At 58.6% G+C, this 21516-nt stretch carries 19 protein-coding genes and 2 pseudogenes; 14 read left to right on the top strand and 7 right to left on the bottom strand.

What is annotated here, in order from left to right:
* The 3 genes from CVM52_RS05905 to CVM52_RS05895 form a co-directional block, all read right to left on the bottom strand.
* Positions 1–1788: a thiamine pyrophosphate-binding protein gene (locus CVM52_RS05905; RefSeq protein ID WP_232237197.1), complete on the bottom strand. Its 1788-nt coding sequence runs from the start codon at positions 1786–1788 to the stop codon at positions 1–3.
* A 170-nt stretch (positions 1789–1958) separates the two neighbouring features.
* On the bottom strand, positions 1959–3437 hold the full coding sequence (locus tag CVM52_RS05900; protein WP_065818602.1) for an aldehyde dehydrogenase family protein: 1479 nt from the start codon (positions 3435–3437) through the stop codon (positions 1959–1961).
* Positions 3438–3493: 56 nt separating this feature from the next.
* Entirely contained in the window at positions 3494–4252 is a 759-nt protein-coding gene (locus CVM52_RS05895; RefSeq protein ID WP_065818617.1) for an IclR family transcriptional regulator domain-containing protein, read from the bottom strand.
* Positions 4253–4357: 105 nt separating this feature from the next.
* Between CVM52_RS05895 and CVM52_RS05890 the strand changes: the two genes are divergently transcribed.
* Genes CVM52_RS05890 through pcaF form a run of 3 tightly spaced genes read left to right on the top strand, consistent with a single transcriptional unit; the run spans position 4358 to position 6968 of the window.
* Positions 4358–5077 (top strand): 3-oxoacid CoA-transferase subunit A, encoded by a 720-nt coding sequence (locus tag CVM52_RS05890; protein WP_065818603.1) that lies wholly within the window; start codon positions 4358–4360, stop codon positions 5075–5077.
* A 17-nt stretch (positions 5078–5094) separates the two neighbouring features.
* Positions 5095–5772 carry a CoA transferase subunit B gene (locus CVM52_RS05885; protein WP_088941595.1) on the top strand — a complete coding sequence of 226 codons (678 nt, stop codon included), beginning with the start codon at positions 5095–5097 and terminating at the stop codon, positions 5770–5772.
* Positions 5769–6968: a 3-oxoadipyl-CoA thiolase gene (gene pcaF / locus CVM52_RS05880; RefSeq protein WP_065818605.1), complete on the top strand. Its 1200-nt coding sequence runs from the start codon at positions 5769–5771 to the stop codon at positions 6966–6968. The genes CVM52_RS05885 and pcaF overlap by 4 nt, the downstream gene beginning before the upstream one ends.
* A gap of 5 nt (positions 6969–6973) precedes the next feature.
* Here the strand turns inward: pcaF and CVM52_RS05875 are convergent, their stop codons facing one another.
* On the bottom strand, positions 6974–7891 hold the full coding sequence (locus CVM52_RS05875; protein ID WP_164933052.1) for a LysR substrate-binding domain-containing protein: 918 nt from the start codon (positions 7889–7891) through the stop codon (positions 6974–6976).
* Between CVM52_RS05875 and pcaD the strand changes: the two genes are divergently transcribed.
* From pcaD to CVM52_RS05850, 5 genes are all read left to right on the top strand, one after another.
* Positions 7859–8749 (top strand): 3-oxoadipate enol-lactonase, encoded by an 891-nt coding sequence (gene pcaD / locus CVM52_RS05870; protein ID WP_210180111.1) that lies wholly within the window; start codon positions 7859–7861, stop codon positions 8747–8749. The genes CVM52_RS05875 and pcaD overlap by 33 nt on opposite strands.
* Positions 8746–9126: a 4-carboxymuconolactone decarboxylase gene (gene pcaC / locus CVM52_RS05865; protein WP_065818607.1), complete on the top strand. Its 381-nt coding sequence runs from the start codon at positions 8746–8748 to the stop codon at positions 9124–9126. The genes pcaD and pcaC overlap by 4 nt, the downstream gene beginning before the upstream one ends.
* Positions 9126–9854 carry a protocatechuate 3,4-dioxygenase subunit beta gene (pcaH, locus tag CVM52_RS05860; protein ID WP_065818608.1) on the top strand — a complete coding sequence of 243 codons (729 nt, stop codon included), beginning with the start codon at positions 9126–9128 and terminating at the stop codon, positions 9852–9854. The genes pcaC and pcaH overlap by 1 nt, the downstream gene beginning before the upstream one ends.
* A 1-nt stretch (position 9855) precedes the next feature.
* A complete protein-coding gene (pcaG, locus tag CVM52_RS05855; protein ID WP_065818609.1) occupies positions 9856–10461 on the top strand; it encodes a protocatechuate 3,4-dioxygenase subunit alpha in 606 nt (201 codons plus the stop codon).
* Positions 10462–10532: 71 nt separating this feature from the next.
* Complete coding sequence (locus CVM52_RS05850; RefSeq protein ID WP_065818619.1) at positions 10533–11597, top strand: 3-carboxy-cis,cis-muconate cycloisomerase; 1065 nt, start codon at positions 10533–10535, stop codon at positions 11595–11597.
* A gap of 123 nt (positions 11598–11720) precedes the next feature.
* On the opposite strand, the gene CVM52_RS05845 is transcribed toward CVM52_RS05850, so the two are convergent.
* Positions 11721–12524: an HAD family hydrolase gene (locus tag CVM52_RS05845; protein ID WP_171900129.1), complete on the bottom strand. Its 804-nt coding sequence runs from the start codon at positions 12522–12524 to the stop codon at positions 11721–11723.
* Between the two features lie 599 nt (positions 12525–13123).
* Between CVM52_RS05845 and CVM52_RS28180 the strand changes: the two are divergent.
* Positions 13124–13321 (top strand): annotated as a pseudogene (locus tag CVM52_RS28180) (DUF7146 domain-containing protein); the annotation flags it as partial.
* Positions 13320–13760, top strand: coding sequence for a toprim domain-containing protein (locus CVM52_RS27645; RefSeq protein WP_210180112.1), 441 nt, complete (start codon positions 13320–13322; stop codon positions 13758–13760). The pseudogene CVM52_RS28180 and the gene CVM52_RS27645, both read left to right, overlap by 2 nt.
* A 421-nt stretch (positions 13761–14181) precedes the next feature.
* Here the strand turns inward: CVM52_RS27645 and CVM52_RS26545 are convergent.
* Positions 14182–14439: pseudogene (locus CVM52_RS26545) on the bottom strand (IS110 family transposase); the annotation flags it as partial.
* A 299-nt stretch (positions 14440–14738) separates the two neighbouring features.
* Here CVM52_RS26545 and CVM52_RS05835 point away from each other — a divergent pair.
* The 3 genes from CVM52_RS05835 to repC all read left to right on the top strand — a co-directional run bounded on the left by CVM52_RS05835 (position 14739) and on the right by repC (position 18649).
* A complete protein-coding gene (locus CVM52_RS05835; RefSeq protein ID WP_197922730.1) occupies positions 14739–16094 on the top strand; it encodes a ParA family protein in 1356 nt (451 codons plus the stop codon).
* Complete coding sequence (locus CVM52_RS05830; RefSeq protein ID WP_100161598.1) at positions 16091–17134, top strand: ParB N-terminal domain-containing protein; 1044 nt, start codon at positions 16091–16093, stop codon at positions 17132–17134. The genes CVM52_RS05835 and CVM52_RS05830 overlap by 4 nt, the downstream gene beginning before the upstream one ends.
* Positions 17135–17368: 234 nt before the next feature.
* Positions 17369–18649 (top strand): plasmid replication protein RepC, encoded by a 1281-nt coding sequence (gene repC / locus CVM52_RS05825; RefSeq protein WP_100161597.1) that lies wholly within the window; start codon positions 17369–17371, stop codon positions 18647–18649.
* A gap of 12 nt (positions 18650–18661) precedes the next feature.
* On the opposite strand, the gene CVM52_RS05820 is transcribed toward repC, so the two are convergent.
* On the bottom strand, positions 18662–19720 hold the full coding sequence (locus tag CVM52_RS05820) for a tyrosine-type recombinase/integrase (RefSeq protein WP_100161596.1): 1059 nt from the start codon (positions 19718–19720) through the stop codon (positions 18662–18664).
* A gap of 160 nt (positions 19721–19880) precedes the next feature.
* Between CVM52_RS05820 and CVM52_RS05815 the strand changes: the two genes are divergently transcribed.
* Positions 19881–21515: a TnsB C-terminal domain-containing protein gene (locus CVM52_RS05815; RefSeq protein ID WP_024099411.1), complete on the top strand. Its 1635-nt coding sequence runs from the start codon at positions 19881–19883 to the stop codon at positions 21513–21515.
* The last annotated feature ends 1 nt before the right edge of the window (position 21516 follow it).

The raw sequence follows: 21516 nt of genomic DNA, 5'->3' as shown, positions 1-21516 counted from the left end.
TCAGTCGCTCCGCGTCAGGCCGGCGACCATATTGGGGTTGTATCCCGGCTGCACCCGCGCATCGATCACCACGCTTTTGCCCGCGCGGACCAATTCGATACCTTCCCTGACCGCCTCCACCAGCTCACCAGCGGTGAAGACCGGACCGATGCCCTCGCAGCCTTGCGCGCGCGCCACGCCGGCGATGTCGATGTCGGGATCGCCGATGCGCTGGCCGATCCACTTGTTCTCCACCGGGCGGCCGCGCGCTACGGCGACCCGTTCCTGGTGGACCTCGTCATTATAAAACGAACGGTTGTTCGAGACGATAGCAAGGAACGGTGTGCCGTAATGTGCCGCTGTCCAGAAGGCAGATGCCGCCATCATGAAGTCACCATCGCCGAGGACTGCGACCGGCAGCCGGTCGCTGTCCTTCAGTGCCAGCGCAGCACCAATCAGCATTCCCGGACCCGACCCGATCCCGGCACCGCCGTCCGAGCCCAGGAAGTCGAGCGGGTGGCGGAAGTGCCAGGCCTCGCCTGCCCAGCCCAGTGGCAGGCGCACGATACTGGCACAAACACCGTCGAGCCCTTCTCCGAGCGCGCCTGCCAGCGTCATGATATCGAGCGCCGCATCTGCCTCCGGCATTCCCAGCGCCGGTTTGACCGGCAGGGTCTCTGGCAGATCGCCCGCACCCACGCCCAGTGCATCGGCAATGGCGTGCATCGCTACATCCGGTGAGCAGGCCAGGTGAAGGTCTAGTGCAGGCAGTCCTTGGTGTTCCATGCCCCAGCCATTGTGCAACTGGTAGTCGAGCGAGGCTTGGATAACCTTCGCCTTAACCTCGCCCGCCAGCTTGATCGTGCCCGCGACATCCAGCCAGTCGAGGCTTAGGATCACGTCAGCCTCGCGCAACACCTCGCCCGCCGCATCGTCGATGAAAAAGGCTGGCTTGCCGCGGTGCTGCACATGGTCGGTCGGGAAAGAGGCCCCGATCCGGATATCGGTGAGGACCTTTGCCCCAAGCGCTTCGACAAGGGCGACGCGTCGCGCCCAATCCGCCGGATCGCGCGACACGCGCCCCGCCAGCACCACAGGGGCCTTGGCGTTCTTCAACAGATCTGCGGCACGCGCTACGCCCTCGGCTGAGGGGGCCGCCGGCAAAGGTGGCTGGTAACGTGCAAAATTAGGCAGCGTCGGGGCCTTCTCGTGTTGCTTTTCCTGGATAGACACGTCGAAGTTTACATAGGTCGGACCTTTCGGCTCGCTCCGCGCAATCACATCCGCCCGCAACATTGATTCCAATGCCGCCTCCATCGAGCCAGGTTGGTCGTCCCATTTGACATAGTTGCGGATCATCGAGGCCTGGTCGCGGCAGGTATGCAGCCAGTCGATCCAGGGCCTGCGCAGCGCCGCATCCACCGGGCCTGTGGCCCCGTAGATCAGAACCGGTACCCGGTCACACCATGCATTGAAGATCGCCATGGTGCCGTGCATCAGCCCCACATTGCTGTGCAGAATCACCGCTAACGGCTCGCCCGTGACCTTGGCATAGCCATGTGCAATCGCCACCGCATGTTCTTCATGAAGGCAGAGCAGCATCTGCGGATCCTCGTTGCCGAGGTGATTAACCAAACTGTCATGCAGACCCCGAAAGCTCGACCCAGGGTTGAGGGCTACATATTTGACCCCTAGACCGCGCAGCATATCGGCAAAGATATCGCTGCCCCAGACCCCGTTGCCGGCAGACCCAACCGGGCGCTCTATCTGTGATGGTCTCTCTTCCGTCATGTGTTCTTCCATATCCATATTAATCTCGTTCAGCCTGCGCTCCGCAGGCATGCTCCCTTCAACCCGAAGACCGGTCTTCGCTAGCCCACACTGGGGCGTAGGCGCGGCGTAGGCGCCACGGGTTTCTATCAGTGACCGTCTCCACTGGCGCACTGTCAATTTCCGGCGGCGTCCGGCCAAACGCGGTCTTACTGACCATTCAGGTTGATGTGGACGTTCTTCTCGTGCGTGAACGAAATGAGTTCCCCGATCCCTTCTTCGCGCCCAATGCCGGATTGCTTGACACCGCCGAACGGCGCTCCGAGGAAATGCCGACCGACTTCGTTTACCCAGACGAACCCAGCCTCGACCCGCGAAGCTGTGCGATGGGCGGTCACAAGGTCGCGCGTCCAGATTGCACAAGTCAAACCCAGTTCGAGGGAGTTGACCTCTTTCAGCATGGCGTTTTCGTCCGACCATTTGCGTACGGCGAGTACGGGACCGAATATCTCTTCACGGGCAATTCGCATCTGTGGTTCGACATCGGCAAAGATTGTCGGCGCGATGAAGCTTCCCTGTCCCAGTGCACCTTCGGTCACCGCATGGCCGCCGGTTACGGCGCGCGCGCCTTCGCTCTTGGCGGATTCGATGAAGTCCATGATCCGGTCGAACTGTGTCCGGCTGACGATCGCCCCCATCGTGGTCTCCGGCTCCGTCGGAATGCCTGGCTTGTACCGTTCGACAGCCGCCTTGAGATGTGAGATGACCGCATCGTGGATGTCTGCATGCAAGAAGGCGCGGCTCGTCGATCCGCAGGATTGCCCGCACCAGCCGAAATTCATGCCGCCGACGATCGCATCGGCGATCTTCTTAGGATCGCTGTCCGGATAGGCGATCAGCGCGTTCTTACCGCCGAGTTCCAACAGCACTGGTTTGACGGTATCGCTCGCGCTGCGCATCACCGCCCGGCCCGCAGGTACCGAGCCGATCAGTGTGACTTTGGCGACGTCGGGATGTTCGGCCAGCCCAGCTCCTGCCTCGACGCCGCCCGGCAGAACATTGAAAGTACCCTTCGGCAGCAGGCCATCGATAAGCTCCGCCAGCCGCAGCGAAGACAGCGGAGCCTGAACCGGCGGCTTGATGATGACGGCATTGCCTGCGGCCAGAGGCGCTGCCATCTTGCCGCCGCAGAACATGAACGGGTGATTAAAGGCAAGAATCCGTGCAACAACGCCCATCGGCTGACGTAAGGTCATGTTGATGCGCTCTGGTCCCATAGGGATCGTATCGCCTTTCATCTCGGTCACGAGACCAGCGAAAAACTCCATCTGCGCTGCCGCGATCGCGGCGTCGCCGCGCATTTCGGTATAGGGGTTGCCACAGTTTGCAGCGTCCATCATCGCCAGTTCATCGCCATGCTTTCGCAAGAGATTTGCGATTTCCTTCAGGATACGTGCACGTTCCAGCGGCACAACATCCCGCCATACCTCGAACCCTTCTTTCGCTGCCGCAACCGCCGCATCCACATCGGCGCGACTTGCCGTCGCAACCGACCCGATCCGTTCACCGGTTCCTGGGTTGAAAGTGTCTTCGTACTTTCCCTCTAGTGGCGGCACCCATGCGCCGCCGTAGTAGAGATGGGCTGGTTCTTGAAGAGAGAGCTTCGCGTCTAGTTTCAGATTTTCCATCTAAGGTATCCTCCCGGCTTGAGGCCCTGATAACTTAGACTTCTAAATAATGTCAATCAGAGAACCCGCCCGAGGGCCGATTGGACGCCAAGCAAGTGCGGCAAGTATGTTTCAATCGTCTGCATCGGTGTCCGGCCGGCAGACGACAAACCGATATTGAGAGCGGCGACGGTCAAACCCTTGCGATCATTCAGCGGAACAGCGATTGACCGTAAACCCGTTTCCACTTCCTGGTCCACAAACGCATATCCGTCCTCTCTTGCAGCATCGATCCGGCACAGGGTCTGAACTGGGTCGAGTATGGAGAACTTGGTCCGCGGGGTAAGGTCCGAGCGTCTGACAAGCAGGTCAGCCTCTTCCCTAGGCAACGCAGCCAACAGAACCCTTCCCATCGAGGTGCAATGAGCGGGGAGGCGTGACCCAGGCATGAGCCCGATGGACATCACACGTTTCTGCGCCGCGCGAGCGATGTACACGATCTCGGTCTCATCGAGCAGTGCTACCGAACAGCTTTGACCAATTTGCTCTGAGAGTTGGTCAAGCCAAGGTTGGACAATCTGCGAGAGTGGCAGGGAGGCAAGTGCGGCCACTCCAAGGCGTAGGATGCGCGGGGTAAGAGTAAAAAACTTACCGTCATAGTCGGCGTAACCTTCGCGGTGGAGCGTCAACAGTACGCGTCGCGTGGCCGCGCGATCCAAGCCGCTGGCGGCAGCAGCTTCGGATATCGACAGACGCGGGGATGTGGGTCCGAAGGCTTCGATCACTTTCAGCCCCTTGGCAAGCGAGGCGATGTAGTCGGTGGGCTTGTTCAACATGCGAACGCTGATATTCACAATTTGAACAAATATCAATATATGAACATTTTGCTCGCTACGGCGGTAATCTAGGGATATTTCGAAGGGTATCTAAGGAGGATCCTGATGAACAAAACATCGCCCAGCCTCGCTGACGCGGTTTCGGATATCCCCGATGGCGTACAGCTTATGATCGGTGGCTTTGGAGGCTCCGGAGCCCCGATCGAACTGATCCACGCTTTGATCGATCGCTTTCGCGCCACCGGCAGCCCCAAGAATCTTACAGTTATCAACAATAACGCGGGAAACGGCGCGATCGGAATCGCCGCGATGATCAAAGCGGGGATGGTCAGGAAGATGATCTGCTCTTTCCCGCGCAGCTCCAACGCCGAGGCATTCAACGAAAAATACCTGGCGGGCGAAATTGAGCTCGAGTTGATCCCGCAGGGTACGTTGGCCGAACGCATTCGCGCGCGCGGAGCAGGCATTCCGGCTTTTTATACGCCTACGTCTTTTGGTACCGAGCTTGCCGAAGGCAAGCCGACAGAGACGTTCGACGGCAAGATGTACGTGCAAGAGTTGTGGTTGAAGGCCGACTTCGCCCTGATCAAAGGTCATGATGGTGACGAGACCGGTAACCTTACTTATCGTTTGGCTGGCCGGAACTTCAATCCGTTGATGGCGATGGCAGCCGATCGCACGATTGCGCAGGTCTCCAACCTCCGCGCACCCGGCTCAATCGATCCTGAGGCGGTAGTCACCCCCGGAATCTTCGTCGACAAGATTGTCGAGGTTCCCACGCCTCAACAAGAAGAAGTACTCGTGCGTAGGGGGGTGGTCTACTGATGTCCGGTTTCAACTTAATGGAAGACAAGCTGACGAACGCGCAGATCGCTTGGCGTGCCGCTCAGGATATCGAAGATGGTTCCTATGTGAACCTCGGTATCGGATTTCCCGAAATGATCGCCAAGTTCCAACCTGATGGCCGCGATGTAACCTATCATACCGAGAACGGCGTGCTGGGATTCGGAAAAGCCCCCTCAGAGGGCGAGGAAGACTGGGACCTAATCAACGCAGGCAAAAAGGCGATTACATTGAAGCCCGGTGCATCCTTTTTCCATCATGCCGACAGCTTTTCGATGGTGCGCGGCGGGCACCTCGATCTGGCCGTTCTTGGCGCGTATCAGGTCGCCCAGAACGGCGATCTGGCGAACTGGCGCGTAGGCACCAAAGGCGTGCCTGCCGTTGGGGGTGCAATGGACCTTGTGCATGGGGCAAAACGTGTCGCGGTTGTGACTGACCACGTAACCAAGGATGGCGGCCCGAAACTGGTCGAGGCCTGTACTTTCCCGCTGACAGGTGTCGCGTGCGTTACCCGCATCTACACCTCTCTGGCCGTAATTGACGTCGAGGACGGCAAATTCGTGCTTCGTGAAAAACTGCCGGGCATCACCCTGGACGCCTTGCAGGCGGTGACTGGCGCGACGTTGCACATTGATGGCGAAGTTGCCGAACTCAATGTTCCCGAGGGAATCTCATGACTGACGTATACATATGCGACTACATCCGCACACCAATCGGCCGCTTTGGAGGTGCGCTTTCCTCCGTCCGCGCTGACGACCTTGCTGCGATTCCGCTTCGGGCCATTGCCGCGCGCAATCCGGGTCTCGACCTTGCCGCGATCGACGAGGTGATCTTCGGCTGCGCCAATCAGGCTGGCGAAGACAACCGCAATGTCGCCCGCATGGCGCTGCTTCTCGCAGGCTATCCCGAGACGGTGCCGGGTACGACGATGAACCGACTTTGCGGCTCGGGTATGGATGCGGTCATCACTGCAGCTCGGGCGATCAAATCCGGCGAGGCCGAGTTGATTGTCGCCGGAGGGGTGGAGAGCATGTCGCGCGCGCCATTCGTGATGCCCAAGGCCACCTCCGCCTTCTCGCGGGCCAATGAGGTCCACGACACCACTATCGGCTGGCGTTTCGTTAACAAGCTGATGAAGGAACATTATGGCGTCGACAGCATGCCCGAGACGGCAGAGAATGTGGCCGAAGATTTTGGCATCTCGCGCCCCGATCAGGATGCCTTCGCCTTGCGCTCGCAGCAGAAAGCGGCCAAAGCCCAAGTCAATGGCCGTTTGGCCCAGGAGATCGTGCCGGTTACGATCCCGCAGCGCAAAGGTGATCCTCTGGTCATCGACATCGACGAGCATCCGCGTTCCACGACTACATACGAAGGCCTGAAAAAGCTTCGGCCCTTCGTGAAAGCCGATGGTACTGTGACAGCGGGCAACGCCTCTGGCGTGAATGACGGGTCTGCCGCTTTGGTCCTTTCGACGAAAGAAGCTGCCGAGAAGCATGGGCTTAAGCCGATCGCCAGAGTGCTCGGCGGGGCGACCGCCGGCGTGGCGCCGCGCATCATGGGCTTCGGCCCGGCTCCGGCCTCGAGAAAGCTTCTGGCGCGTCTTGGCCTGCGCCAAGAGGAGTTCGCAGTGATTGAGGTTAACGAAGCTTTCGCCTCGCAGGGCCTCGCCACGTTGCGTAATCTTGGGATTGCTGATGATGACGTGCGTGTGAACCCAAATGGCGGGGCAATCGCGTTGGGTCATCCGCTGGGCATGTCGGGTGCGCGAATTACTGGCACCGCGATGCTCGACCTCAAGCCTGGTGAGAAATCGCTCTCTACTATGTGTATCGGTGTAGGACAGGGTATTGCTATTGCGCTAGAAGCCGTCTGACTGGATCAACGACAGGTGAAATCCTCTTCAACCCGCCGGTGCAGCAGCCGCGCCAGTAGATCGGCATGGCTGTCTTCGTCGAACGTGAACTTGCGCGTCAGGCCAACCGCCCCGGCCATGTATTCCGATCTTAAATCGAGCGCAGCAAGGCTGCCACGCGCAATTTCCCGCGCCACGACGCCGCGCGAGATGAACCAGAGCATTTCAGAACCTTCGAGAAGCGTCTGCGCCGCTGGCAGGGCCACCGTCTCGAACACCGGTGTGAGATCCGATAACCCCATCGCGGCAAGGTACTGATCCACGCTCTGACGGATGATCGCACCGGGGTTGGGCAGGATGAGGGGATAGCGTAGCAGCGCGTCGGTCACCGGCAGATCCAGCGCTGGATGTCCGGCGCGCGCCACCAGCAAGATCGGCTCATCATAGAGATACTCGAAAGACAGGCCTGCCATGTCGGCTGCCCGTGGCATGCGCCCGACCATAAGGTCAATCTTGCCGCCGCGTAGTCGTTCGAGCAGGTAGTGGTTCGGGCCAGTGATAATACCGATCCGCGCATCCGGGCGCGCCTGCGAGAATGCAAGAGCGGCCGAGGGGAAGAACCCACCGGCCACGGTCGGCAGCAACCCGACCTTCACCAGCCCCGCCGTCGCCTGCCCCGACAGGTCGCGCACCCCTGCCTCGAGGCTTTGCAGCGCGGCGCGGGCATGAGCAAGAAAATTCTCACCTGCTGGGGTTAAGACGGCCCGCCGCCCCGTACGCTCGAAGAGATGCGCGCCAAGTAGCCCCTCCAGTTCCGAGATCGTTTTTGACAGTGCTGGCTGCGACACGTTCCGTTGCCGCGCCGCAGCAGAGATTGTTCCGGCTTGAGCAACGGTTAGGAAAGCTTCGAGATGGCGCAGTTTCAGGCCATTGGGTATATTCATTTGGTTATAGTTTTTGGACAAGATCATATTTTTGTAAAGGAAAAAGTTATGCCAAAATATCGGCAGGAGGATACTATGCAGGCATTGAAACGCGATTGGGGCACCACGCATCTGCGCGCCACTGGCGGCGAAGGTGTCGCGCTTGTCTTCATCAATTCGCTCGGCACAGATCTGCGGATGTGGGACGATGTCGTCGCGCTTCTGCCGGCGGGCTGGTCTAACTTGCGCATGGACAAGCGCGGTCACGGGCTGAGCAGTACCGCGCCGCAGGGATATGGCATTCCAGAGCTGGCCGAGGACGTGCTGGCAGCGATGGACCATATCGGTCTCGCTCGGGCTGTGATCGTCGGTTGTTCCATCGGCGGGCTGATCGCGCAGCACATCGCGCTCATGGCGCCAGATAGGGTGATCGGCTTGGTGCTTTCGAATACCGCCCCAATGCTGGGAAATGCGGATAGCTGGCTGAGTCGGATAGAGGGTGTACGTGCTAATGGCATGGCTGCAATGGCAGACGGCATCTTACAGCGGTGGTTCGGCCCCGAAATGCTTGCGTCTCTTGAAACCGATCTGTGGAGGGCGCTGCTCACCCGGACAGATACGGAAGGCTATATCGCCACTTGTGCGGCGATCGCTGGCACCGACATCACCGGCCGCCTTGGCGAAATCACCCAGCCCGCGCTGGTGATCGGCGGCTATCACGATCAGGCGACGCCGCCGGACGTGGTCGAAAAGCTCGCCGCCGCCCTGCCCCGCTCCGATTTTGTCATGTTCGACCGCTCCGGCCATCTGCCCGCGGTAGAGCAGCCAAAGGTATTTGCCCACACCCTGATGAATTTCGTGGAAAGGATCATCCCATGACAGAGACGTTCGACAAAGGCATGCAAGTGCGCCGCGAGGTGCTGGGAGACGCTCATGTGGACCGGGCAGAGGCAGGCAAGACCGAATTCGACTTGCCGTTTCAGTCGTTGATCACCGAAAGCGCATGGGGAACTGTTTGGGCGTCGGAGCGGATCACCCGACGCGAACGCTCGATGTTGACCCTCGCACTGCTGGCCGCGACAGGAAATTTCGAGGAAATTCCAATGCATATCCGGGCTACCGCTAATACCGGTGCCTCTAAAGCAGATGTCGCCGAGGCGCTGCAACACGTCGCGATCTATGCTGGCGTGCCGAAAGCCAACCACGCGCTGAAGCTGGCCAAGCAGACTTATGCGGAAATGGAGGAAAGTATCTAATGACTGATCAGGGACCACTGATTCCGCGCAACCGCGCGATCCACCCCGAGCCTTATGACCCTGGCTACAAAACGAGCGTCGCGCGCTCGCCCTTCTTGCCGTTGCTCTCGATGGAGAGCACCCCATCGGAAGAGACTGGCCCGAGATTCGGCCACACGAAGCTCGGCGCGCTCGACAACAACCTGATCTTGAACTGGACAAAGGGTGCTGCTCCCGCCGTGGGCGAACGAATCCTGGTGCATGGCCGCTTGCTGGACGAGATGAGCCGCCCGATACCGAACGCGCTGATAGAGATCTGGCAGGCTAATGCGGGTGGGCGCTACCGGCACAAGAAAGACACCTATTTCGCACCGCTCGATCCGAATTTCGGCGGCTGCGGTCGGACCATCACGGATGAAAACGGCTATTACGAATTCTTGACCGTACGTCCTGGGGCTTACCCCTGGCCGAACCGCGCCAATGACTGGCGTCCGATGCACATCCACTTTTCGATATTTGGCCACAGTTTCGGCCAAAGGTTGATCTCGCAGATGTATTTCGAAGGCGATCCGCTCATCAATCACTGCCCGATCGCCGCGACGATCAAGGATCGCAGCCAGCTCGACCGGTTGGTCGCGCCACTCGATTTCTCGAAATCGCGCCCACTCGATTTTCTCGCCTATAAATTTGACATTGTTCTGCGCGGCCGCCGTCAGACCATGTTTGAAAACAAGATGGAGGGCATGTGAAATGGTTCAGAAACTTGAAACACTGATCGAAAGCGCTTCGCAAACGGCGGGCCCTTATGTCCATATCGGCCTGATGCCTACCTATGCGGGAAACGCAGGTTACTATGACGAAGAGATTGGCACCACGCCCTTTCTGGATGAAAGCAAAGCCAAGGGTGAGATCGTTGAGATCGTTGGCTCCGTATTTGACGGCACCGGCTGGGCAATGCGCGATGCGTTGATTGAGAGCTGGCAATGCGATGCCGGGGGCGTGTTCCCGGGGGATAAAGGCGCCGATCCCGCCTTTACAGGCCATTGCCGCTTTGCAGCCGACGCCGAAAGCGGCGAGTTTACCCTGCGCACAGTCAAACCTGGCTCCTACAAGGGGCGCGGTGGTGTTGAGAGCGCGCCTCATATTTCCCTTTGGGTCGTGGCACGTGGGATCAATATAGGTCTCAATACCCGGATCTATTTCGAAGACGAGGACAACGCCAATGACCCGTTGCTGAACCGAATCGAACAGCGTCCACGGGTGAATACCTTGATCGCCAAGAAAACCGGTGACGGCAAATACCGCTTCGACATACGCCTGCAGGGCGAGGGCGAGACGGTCTTCCTCGACATCTGACCAGATCGGGAAATGAGGTATCGAATAGGTTGGTCATCCCGCCCCTTTCGGCGCACCATAAGGAGCTCGATATGAGCGCTTCAGTGTTTGAGAGTCTGTGGCTATCCGGTCTGTTCGGCGATGACGCAATGGCAGCGATCCTCGCCCCGGAACGGCAGCTTCAGCACATGCTCGCCTTCGAGGCGGCATGGTCGCGGGCCTGTGGTCGGGCAGGACTGATTGACGCAACCCTGGCCGAGACAGCTGCACAAGCCATCGAAGTTGCCAATCCCGATCTAACCGATCTTACCAAGGGTACTGCGCAGGATGGTCTGCCGGTGCCGAGTCTGGTCAAACAGCTGAAGGCTATCGCACCTGGAGAAGCCGTCCACATGGGCGCTACTTCTCAAGATGTGGTCGACACCACGACAGTCCTGGTTCTGCGAGAGGCTTCATTTCTCATCACCAACAGATTGATTAAATTGGAGAAACTCCTCAAGGAGCTAGAAGAGCGGTTCGGGGATGAACCGTTAATGGGGCGCACAAGAATGCAGGCCGCCACGCTGATCACCGTACGTGATCGGGTTCTACCCTGGCGCCTGCCTTTGGCCGAGCATCGGGTGCGGCTGGATCAAATCCGTCCCCGTATCGAGCGGGTACAGATTGGCGGGGCCTCCGGCGACCGCAAAGCTCTCCGAAACAAGGCGGATGAAGTTGTTGCCGATGTCGCCAACCAGCTCGATCTTGCGCCGACTAATAAGGCCTGGCACACGATGCGTGACGGGATTGTGGAATATGCCTCTCTGCTTTCAATGATTTCTGGCACTCTCGGCAAGATTGGCCAGGACATCGCCCTAATGGCGCAGCAAGGCATCAGTGCGATCGCGATTTCAGGCGGTGGTACTTCGTCCGCCATGCCACACAAAAACAATCCGATCTCCGCCGAGCTCTTGGTGACGTTAGCACGATTCAATGCGGTGCAGGTCTCGGCTATGCATCATGCTTTGATACATGAACAGGAACGGTCGGGTACAGCCTGGGCTTTGGAGTGGATGGTCCTTCCTCAAATGCTGATGGCAACCGCGAGAGCGTTGGATGCCTGCTGCGCACTCAGTCGGTCAATAACAACAATTGGTGAAGCAGAACCGAAAAAGTAAGATACCAGATGGGCCTGTTCCCTCGCATGCCACACGTACTGTTTGTTCCGATGGAGATTGGGCAGCCCGGTTCACGCCGTCCGGTCCATGCGAAGCTGGTTGCCGACCAAGTATCAGCCGCTCTCAAAGTCCCAACAGTTTCGGTAGGTCAGCCATATCGGTTAACCGTCGTGCGTCGAAGAGGTTCTCTGGTTCCAACGTCGTCTTCGGGTCGTAAGCAAAACAGGTCATCGCAGCATTGGAAGCCGCTTCGAATCCGCTTGCGCTGTCTTCGATTACCACGCAGTGTTCTGGCGCAGCGCGATTCATTTCAGCCGCATGCAAAAACACATCGGGCGCGGGTTTACTTGCGCCGACATCATAAGCCGAATACATCTTTCCTTCGAACCAAGGAAGCAGACCCGACCGCTCCAGAGTGACATGCATCTTTGCCAGAAGCCCATTGGAGGCTACGCAGAGCGGAATGCCAGCCGACGAAATCATCGCCACCGCCTCACGGGCGCCCGGAATTGGCGCAACCTCTGTCCTGAGGGCGTCGAGAACGCTGTCGTAGAAGTCCTGCGGCCATTTCGCTGGAAGGCGGAATCCTCTTTCGCTCACGTAATGTTCGACATCATGTCTGCTCTTGCCGACGAACAGACTGTGGCATTCGACGAGTGACAAACGTGCGCCACTTGAAAGCAAATATTCGTGCAAGACGCGATTGAAGGTGGGCTCGGAGTCGACAAGCACACCGTCACAGTCAAAGATCACGAGTTTCGGAGTGCGTGGCGAAATTGGCAATTCCAGTTCCCGTCCTCTTTGTTTGGTATTAATCATCCAAAGCTGCTTGGAGGACTTAAAGCCATGCAACGTTCCTGCATCCGGAGCAACCCAACTCCTAAAGTTCGGCCAAGCGCCGTCGCGAAACGACTGAATGGTGAACATGCCATATCTGCCCAGTCCAGTCATCCAAATTGTGCAGAGTTTTCAAGCGTCACATTTTTTGGAGCGGCTTCTGGAAGCAGCTGGCCTCGAAAACGGTTGCTCTTACTCTCAAGCACCCGACTCGCACATGCTAACCCATGCAGCATTCGCCGAGCACCCGGTTGGTGTCAGCGCAGCGGATGCCGGTTCGTGAGCGCGCGGTGCAGCATCGCAAACCTCGTGGTCGAACGTGCGACCCGTGCCGAGAGTTTCTGCCGCCAGTATTTTCCCGAGGGGCGCAAGCAGGGCAATTTTTGGCAGGTTGGCGACACCTCTTGCGCTAAGGGGCAAAGTCTCGCCATCCGCCTGCAAGCTGAAGGTGGGCGCAAAGCTGGCTCCTAGGTCGACTATGCGACGGGGTAATACGGCGACTTGATCGACCTGCTGCAGGAACGACATGGCTCGGTTACGCCGAACGAGACGCTGAGGGAAGCCCAGGCACTTCTCGGTGAAGCCCCCTGCCCTACCGTGCCACGAGAGCCGCGAAAAGCTGAGCACCCGGATGGAGCTCCGGCAAACGCATCTCGCGGGCGCGAAAATTTTTCGCCGCTGGCCAGCCGGTGCTCGGGACCCTGGCTGCCACCTATCTGCAGAGGCGTGGCATCACACGTCTTGGCCCGGCCCTGCTCTATCACCCGCGGGTCTTCCTGTGGCAGGGTGAGCACGATACCGATCCGCCGCAAAGGGCCCCTGCCCTGCTGGCCAAGATCACCGACAACCGGGGTCAGATTACCGGATGTGCGCGGTTCTATCTAGATCCGTCCATCGGCCGTTTGGCCGAAATCGAGAGCCCGAAGCGGATCCTCGGACAACCTGCACGGCTATGCCGCCCGCTTCTGGTCCGACACGGGCCGCTCCGATCTCATCGTCGGCGAAGAGCTCGAGAACACTCTCTCGGTCGGCACAGCCCTCCCCGAATTCGATCTCGCCTCCTGTCTTACTGCCAACCATCTCGGCCTTTTCGTTCCGACGCCGAGGATCAGGCGCATCTGGATCGCGCGGGACAATGACGACGCAGGACGCAATGCATCAATGAGATTGCGTAACCAAATAGAATTGCTCGGAATTGACTGTGGCGATCTCGTGCCAGCCAGGGGCGATTTCAACGACGATCTGCGGGCATTTGGAAGAGATGCACTGCCCCGGTACCTGCTAAAGGCCATGAAAGCACAAGGTCAGGAGATCGAGGACGGGTGACCGCTAACCTCCCCTGGGATGCCTGACAGGGCAAATGTTCCGCGGGTTCGATCTGATCCCGGTTGGAAAAGGTAGCGATGGACCGGCGGGTCGGGACTGAGCGCCACTCGTCCGGGCAGCAATGCGCACCGCACCAGAAATTTCCCCTGCCCCTTTGGGGCATTACTCGCGGGAACATGTGTGGACACCCATCGGTCAAGCATTTTTCGAAATCCGACTTCCAGTTCAGTGCGCTCATGTGTCCGGCCTATTCGTCGCGGCGGAATCCGCTGGCCCTGATGAAGTCCGCAGATCATGGTCCCTATCAATCTTACGCATATGACAATGCGGTCTCGCGTACGGGTTTTCCTGATCTCCGGCTGGCACCGGTTTTCATCATTCGAAGTACACGCTCTCCCGGTCTCTGTGTTTCTCGCCTTGCTTAAACGGTGAGCACCGCCTTCTCAGATTTATTCTCGGCCTTCCCGGTCATGACTGACCAGACGGTCCTCGCAATCTTGTTGGCCAGAGCTACGGTCACCAGCTGCGGTGGCTGGCCAGTATTGATCAGGCGTTTCACCCAGCCATAGAGCGGCGTTTCCCGCCCTGAAGTCACCCGCCTGATGACAGAGCTCGCACCGAGCTCCAGCAGCGTTCTCAGCGTCCTGTCCCCGTCTTTCGAGATCTTCCCGTTGCGTTCTTTCCCACCTGAACCAGGACGATCCGTCCCAGCAGGCGGTCATCCCCTAGTGCCCCAAAGACGCTGAGTAAGCTATCAGCCAGACCGCTCCGGCGGTCTGACTTTTCCTCGTTTCGAGGTTTTTGCACGCGTGCAAAAACAACTCGGCGGCTCAGGTTGCTGTCCGTATTTTCAATCGGAGTAGCCCATATTGTGCGCCGGAAATCCTGTAGGCGTACAATATCTGTACATTTCCTCAAAAACCGTGCTATTTACAACTCGGAGCGATTCCTTGAGAGAGTCGAAATGAGAGCGGTGTAATGGGCGGCAGTATAGAACAGTTCCTTCAAGAGCTCGAGCGGGGCCTTGGCCGGACCATGGTCTCGGTCAACAAGGAGTTGACTATGCGTGAGCGCATCAAGCGCTCTTGGTCGATGCGCCAATGTGCTCGCTTCCTGAACATTAGCCATCAGCATCTGACGAAGTTCGCTAAGGACAATGAGGATTTTCCTGCCGGCAAACATGTAGGGCGCGAACGTGTTTTCACCCTGACGGAGCTGATGCACATCCGGGCTTTGATGGCTGCCTCAGCAAAGCGGCCTGAGCATTTTCTTGCTTGGCGCAAACTCGACGATCCTTTGCCCGTCATTTCATTTGCAAGTCAGAAAGGTGGAACTGCGAAGTCGCTTAGTGCTGCGCACTTCGCTCAGTTCCTGAGTCTGCACTACGGCATGCGAGTCGGCGTCATGGACGCTGACCCCCAGAGCACGATCACGCTCTATTTTGTTGGCGGCGAAGAAATGCCAACTTTGCCAGATGACGAAACTCCGACGATGGTTGACTTCGCGGGGCTGTTTCAGACCGACGAATCCATCCCCTACACTGACTATGATGCGGAGACGCTTGACGGGTTTTTCAAGAAAACCTCTTGGCCGGGCGTGCGGCTAGTACCTGCGCATGGCGAAACTTCAGAAGGTGAAATTCAGATCGCTAGGTTGTTGCGAGCGGGCACCCCGGAAAAGCGGTTCTACAGGTTCCTAAGAGACTCCATAGATCGTTGGAATGAGGGGCATCCACCGGTCACCCGTCCGAATGAACTTGTGAGCAACGGTAGGGTCGACCAAGCGAAGCTTGAAAGTGCCCTCAACGAGACCTTGGACTGCATCATTATCGACTATCAGCCTGCGCTGACACTGTTCCAGCTGAATAATGTGATGGCGTCTACTTCGTTGATTATCCCGCAGACGATGAAAGGGTTCGACATTGCGACCTTGTCCACCTTTGTGACTGGTCTCCTCACCATGCTGCGCCACATTTTCGCGACGGATCGGATCGATATGGGCGGTGCGGCACATATGCTGTTGCCCACGATCGTGCAGAGAACAAATGAGCAAGATCTCACACAGGTCGGCAACCTGCTCGAAAACTGCCCAGATGAGGTGCTGCCGGTATTCTATCTTCGCTCTGATGCTATTTCGAACGCATCGGACGTTTATCAATCCGTCTACGAGTACGACCCAGATACGCCAGGCAAGCGAAAAGGCATCAACAGGTTCATCGAGAATGCTGACGCAGTGAATGACGCCATCGTCTCACGCCTCTGGCCCGGTCTTGAGCGTGGCTATGCCGAGGATTGGATGCAGAACTTCTACAATTTCGAGGAGGAAGCCGAATGAAGCGAACACTGAGCAGCTCGGTCCTCAAGAAAAAGCCCACGCGCCCAGATGAAGATGTGTCTGCGGCTCCTGAATCTGTTGCAAGCGAACAGGTTCACGAAGACGAAGCGAAACTGGTTGGTGGGGTTAAGCCAAGACTGGGCGGCTCTGGCAGTGCTTGGAAGGCCGGAGCGCTTTCAGACGCCAGCCAGATGCTTCACGTTGAGCGCGCACAGATCGTGGAGCGCATTCTCGCGGGTCGACATGAGTTGCAGATTGATCCGTCTCAGATCGTGGACGTGATTGGATCGGACCGGCGTGAAGATTGGCGCGACCAAGAGGCATTCGAGAAGCTCAAAGAGAGTATCGAGAAGAATGGTCAAGATACGCCCATTCATATTCGGCCAGCGGATCCTGATTGGCGACCGGATGAACGTGAGCCCGAGAACATAGAAGGCGTGACGTTCCAGTTGATCGTGGGTCGGCGACGCCATGCGATCCTTGAAGCTTTGGGATTGCCTGTCCGCGCCATTCTGGTTCCACAATCCCTTCGGGGTTCCCGTGAAGAGCAGTTCGAGATGCTATTCATGCGCTTCCGGGAGAATGAGGAACGTGAAAACCTCAGCGCTTTCGAGCGACTGGTTTCGATAGGCGAGATGTTTGAGCGGCTACAAGATGCCAAACCGGACGAGAAGATAACTGCAACCGAGTTCGCCAAGCGTGTGGGTGTTCATAACAGCGCGGTATCACGTGGTCGCGCTGTCTATGCCGCTAGAACTGAGATTTTGCACGCGTGCAAAGATGTCTACGATCTCAGCCACCGTGACCTCGAAAAGGTTCTTGGTGACCTGACTGAGAAGCAGTCCAAGCCTGCAAAAAAGAAATCGCAGAGCCCCAAGAAACTCACTGTACAGCGAAAGATCGGTTCGCGGAAATTGAGTATTACAGGGCAGGGCGGGAAGCTCTCGGTCGCCGCCACGGGGCTAACATTGGACGAGGACATTCTCAGAGGTTTGAGTGATGTCATCGCTGAGTATTTGGAGAAACACGGATCGAAGTAAGAGGCAGGAGCCGCGGAGACGGTGGTCTTCGATCCAAACGAGGTAAGAAACAGGAGCGGATATGCTTTGAGATAACGGCAAAAGAAAAGCCCCCAAGCTGAGGGCCTGAGAGCTTATCAAGATTAGTTTGGTCGCTATCAAGATAGTTCTCTGGCGAATCACTGTCAACAGCAACGCTCCTGAGCGAACGGGATTCTTTTGCCCTCCATCAAGCAGAGGAGGCGAGAACTATCCATGAAACATACAGGTTGGCGCAAGCCGACACCGGGTCTTGGCATTGCAGAGCAACTTGCCCAAGCCGGTGAACAGGTAGCTGTACCCAAAACGCGGGCCTTCGTGGCCGTGAAGCGGGTCGGTGCATATATTGGCCTCAAGGCCGGAGACATGATGCTCCTCGACACGCTCGGGGCCTTTACCCAGGCCCAGGACTGGGAGGAGGGGCAGCGCCCGATCGTCTGGGCGTCGAACGCCTATCTGATGGAACAGACGGGCTTCTCGCTCTCCGCACTCAAGCGCCATGCACGGCGCCTGGCCGAGATCGGCGTGATCTCCTTTCAGGACAGCCCAAACGGCAAGCGGTGGGGCCGCAGGGACGCCGAGGGGCGCATCGTCGAGGCCTACGGCTTCGATCTGTCGCCGCTGTCGGCGCGTGTCGAGGAATTCGAGGAGCTTCATGCCGAGTTGCAGGCTGAACGCGAGCTCTGCCAGCGCCTGAAGCGCCAGATCACGGTTGCACGCCGTATGATCCGCGCTCGGATCGAAGCGGCCGTCAGCAGCGCGCTGCGAGGACCCTGGACGCAATTCACGGGTCTCCTCGAGGAGCTTCTGGACCGGCTTCCTCGCCGCCATGAAGCTTCAGAACAGCTTGAGCGGCTGCTAACCTGGTTCAAGGAGCTCCAGGAGCGCGTTGAAGCTGCCTATCTCAAGGCAACAGAGGTCGTTCAACCTGTGGAAAACACGCCGGAAACCAAGGAGCAAGTTACTAAGACCACTCAAGAAATGAACCCCAGGGAGGTCATTTCTGACCCCCATATACTAATTACAAACCAACTTGATCCTGTAACTCGTAATTCCTCAGAAAATGAGGAAGCCGTGGCCGTGGTGCCCAATGCTCGACCCGAAGATCAGGTTGATAGGGAGCTGGAAGAATGGGTAGCCGAGGTGCGCAAGAAGCGCGCAGCGCTGGATCTGCCCACTGTGATGCAGGCCTGTCCCGAATTCGCGTCGTGGGCGCGCAATTTGGGCGGGTTCCTGAAGGATTGGGGCGATCTGCACCGGGTTGCTGGTCAACTCAGGCCGATGATCGGCATTTCTGAACATGCCTGGAACGTGGCACAGGACCGGCTGGGCAAACAGGTGGCGACAGCGGCGCTCGCGCTCGTCTTCGAGAAGCATTGTGCCGGCGAAGTTTCCTCGCCGGGCGGCTATCTGCGCGGCATGGTCGAGAAGGCCGGGGCAGGGGAGCTGCATCTCGAGCGGAGCTTCTATGGCAGGCTCAGCGGTCAGGCGGCGTGATGGAGCAGGGGGTCAGAGACCTGCGGCTTTGCTCAGGTTCACGCGGAACCGGTCACGACGGCGCTGGTAGCGGCGGGTCATCTCGGCCGAGGCGTGACCGAGTTGCTTCTGGACGTAGCGCTCGTCAACTTCGGCCGAACTGGCGAGGCCGGCGCGCAGCGAATGACCGGAGAACAGCGCCAGTCGGTCTTTTTCGGGCAGCTCGGATCGGATACCCGCGTCCAGCACCGTACGCTTGATCAGGCGCGCGACGTGCTTGTCGTTCAGTCTGGTTTCGGTCGCGCGTTTGCCATCCCGTGAGGTGCCGACGAAGACCGGGCCGAAATTGATCTTCGCGAAGTGCAGCCATTGCTCGAGCGCATGCACGGGGCAGGTCTGATCCTTGGAGCCCCGGCCGATCTCGACTTCACGCCAACCGGTCTTGGCGTTGAGGGTCAGGAGGGCGCCTTTCTCGAAGATCTCGATCCAGCCGCCGGAATCCGGCGTATCGTCTTTGTGCACGTCGAGGCTGACGATTTCCGAGCGGCGTAAACCACCGGCGTAGCCCATGAGCAGGATCGCCCGATCCCGGAGCCCGCGCAGGTCGAAAGGAAGGGTGGCCACCATCGCGAGGATGTCCTCCGCCAGGATCGCCTCCTTCTGCACCGGGGGACGCGCATGCTTGCGCTTGATCCCGGCCAGCACGGTGGCGATGTGGCGGTTTTTGCGATCAAGGTTGAAGCCGCGTTGCGCGTAGTTCCAGGCGAGGCCCGACAGGCGGCGGTCGATGGTCGAGACGGATAGGGCAGGGGAGGGGCCCGACCCTGATGCCAGATTGGCAAGGTAGAGCCCGATCATCTCCGGCGACGGGGGCAGGGGCTCGGTGCCTTTCATCCGGCACCACCGAGCGAAATGCGCCCAGTCTTTTGCATAGGCCTTCAGCGTGTTCTCGGAGGCCGCGGCGCGGGCATAGTCTCGGGCCGTGTCCACCAGCCGATCGAGACTGCCGGAACCGGCGACAAAGGACGGCAGGCTCAAGGCCCCGCCGTCAGGGAGATCTCTCTCGTTGTCCTCGTTGGACGAAGGCCCGATTGGCGCTTCGGAGCTGTCGCGTAGCCCTTAATTGTGAGATGAGAAATCCAACGAAATCAACGGCCTTGCTTTGCCCTTAAATATGATATTTTGCCTTTAAATCCGATATTTTTGCCCTTAAACCTGAGACAGGGTTCGCAGCTTCGTGTGGCAAATATTGATGGATGATGATCGCGAAGACTTCGTTGCCGCTGGTGCTGAGGAGGCGCGCAGGGCGGCCGTTCTGCGTCCGCTTGTTCAGGCATATCTCAAAGGAACTGGCAGTCTGGAAAGTGGCATCAATGACGCCGTTTGGGAGCTTGGTGTCAGCAGGGCGACTGTCTGGCGCTGGATAAAGCGTCTGGCCGAAGAGGGTGGGCGCACCAGCGCGCTGGCTTCTCGGAAACGGGGCCGCCCGACTGGTACAACCTTGATATCCGGCAAGGTGGAAGCGGTGATCGAAGAACATCTTCGCCGTTATTTCTTACGGCGGGAACGCCCAAGCCTGTCGCGCATCGTGACAGAAATCCGAAGCGCGTGCTGGCAGCAGGGCTTGCAACCGCCGACACGTCGGACGGTTCAGCGCAGGCTGGATGCAATGGATGCCCGTGAAATTGCCAAGGCACGCGAAGGCGCAAAGGCGGCCCGCCAGAAATTTGCGCCGGTCGTAGGCGACAACAAGGCAAACCGGCCACTGGAGGTCGTGCAAATCGACCATACGCCTGCGGACATCATTCTCGTCGACAGTTTTGAACGCAAACCAATTGGGCGGCCTTGGGTCACGCTGGCGATCGACGTCGCAACGCGGATGGTGACCGGATATTACACCTCTCTCGAGGCACCTTCGCGTCTGTCGGTGGCGCTTTGCCTGACACAGGCTGTGGCCCCCAAGGCGGAACTTCTGGCGGAATTGGTGCGCAATGTTCCTTGGCCCGCGCAGGGTAAACCGCATAGCATCCACGTCGATAACGGGCGCGATTTCCGGTCGCATGCCTTTCGGTCGGCATGTGCAGAATGGGGGATCGATCTGGTCTATCGGCCGCCAGGCAGTCCTCATTTCGGAGGGCACATCGAACGATTGATCGGCACGATGATGGGGGCCGTGCACCTGTTGCCTGGAACAACGCAATCCTCGGTCGTGGCCAAGGGCGACTATGACGCCGAGGGCATGGCCACGATGACCTTAAGCGACTTCGATCGCTGGTTTGCTCTGGAAATCTGCCGCTACAACAACAGCATTCATTCAAGTCTTGGCTGCACGCCCGTTGCCAAATGGGAGGCGCTCTCAGAGCAAATGATGGGCGATATCCCCTTCGAGATTGAAGCCTTTCGGGTGAGCTTTCTGCCAAGTGAACTGCGCAAGGTCAGGCGTGACGGCATCCATCTGTTCCAGATACGGTACTGGTCCGATGCGCTTGCAGGCCACATCGGGCGCGGGGATGGAAAGGTGGTCGTCCGCTACGACCCTCGCGACCTCTCGGTGATCTGGGTCGAACTGGATAATGACCGATACGTCGAAGCTCGGTACCGAAACCTGGAAATTCCGCCTGTGTCGCTCTGGGAATATCGCGAAGCCATGAGGAATGCCCGTGCCCTTGGCAAGTCCGGGTCCAATGAGCTGGTCCTGGCTGAGCTGATCCGACAGCAACGCCAAATCGAGTCTGAAAGCCGGAGCCTGACGAGGGCCGAACGCCGATCCCGTGAAAGAAAAGGGACATTGGAGGGCGCCAACTCGGCCGTCTCAACAACCGAAGGGCTGCGCGCGATCGATACGGGTGATACATCGCGCCCATTGTTCAAGGTGGAGAGATGGTGAA

This window comes from Pseudooceanicola lipolyticus (assembly GCF_002786325.1).
Classification (GTDB): domain Bacteria; phylum Pseudomonadota; class Alphaproteobacteria; order Rhodobacterales; family Rhodobacteraceae; genus Pseudooceanicola_C; species Pseudooceanicola_C lipolyticus.
This window is presented reverse-complemented; position numbering and strand designations above follow the sequence as displayed.